Annotated in this window: 1 protein-coding gene; it reads left to right on the top strand. The window is 47.8% G+C overall.

Going from position 1 to position 651, the window contains the following annotated elements; genetic code table 11:
- Nucleotides 1-105: 105 nt before the first annotated feature.
- Nucleotides 106-651, top strand: a 546-nt coding sequence (locus tag J7439_RS25830) for a hypothetical protein (protein ID WP_209204922.1), incomplete at its 3' end; no start/stop codon positions are given.

The raw sequence follows: 651 nt of genomic DNA, 5'->3' as shown, positions 1-651 counted from the left end.
GATTCGTTGCAGCCATTGTTCTTTAGTGGTTTCTGGATTGGTCATTGGAGCCTCCATGTAATCAGAGGCTTTATGATCCTTGATCAAATCTGAGCAGGGTAGGACGTGGGTTATTTTGGCGCTTACCATAGAACCTCTGCTGGCATCAGCGGTAAATGCGCAAAATCCGATAAAGATTACAACCAGCCGCATGACCATGCCGCATCTTCAAAGCGTGGGCGATATAGACATGCCACAGTCAGACAATGGGAGAATCCCCCCTGCACTACCCGGGGGCGTAAGGAATTCTACCATTCTTCTGGCGCATACACTTCTCAATATCTACAGAGCCGTTCAGTAAACCCGGCTCAAGATTTCAGTGCTCTCATCAAACAGGAAATAATGGATGGTTTGCTGAGTAAATCGGATCATTTCGGTCATCGCTATGATGGGAGAAATCACGGTCTGTATGCCAATTCAATTAAACGATACACATCAGCTGCCAAAAGACGGTTGAATCGAGCGGAACAAAGCCAGCTGATGCATTTTCTGCAAAATTTTACCGTAACACGGCGTTGGGGCTGGCGAAGCCTCACGACCACACTTCATGCATTGACTTCAGCGGGTGTTTTTACCCCTCATAAACCCGTGGATGAGCGTGTCAGGCACACT

Source organism: Salinisphaera sp. G21_0 (assembly GCF_017744115.1).
In the GTDB taxonomy this organism is placed as follows: Bacteria; Pseudomonadota; Gammaproteobacteria; order Pseudomonadales; family Endozoicomonadaceae; genus Endozoicomonas.
This window is presented reverse-complemented; position numbering and strand designations above follow the sequence as displayed.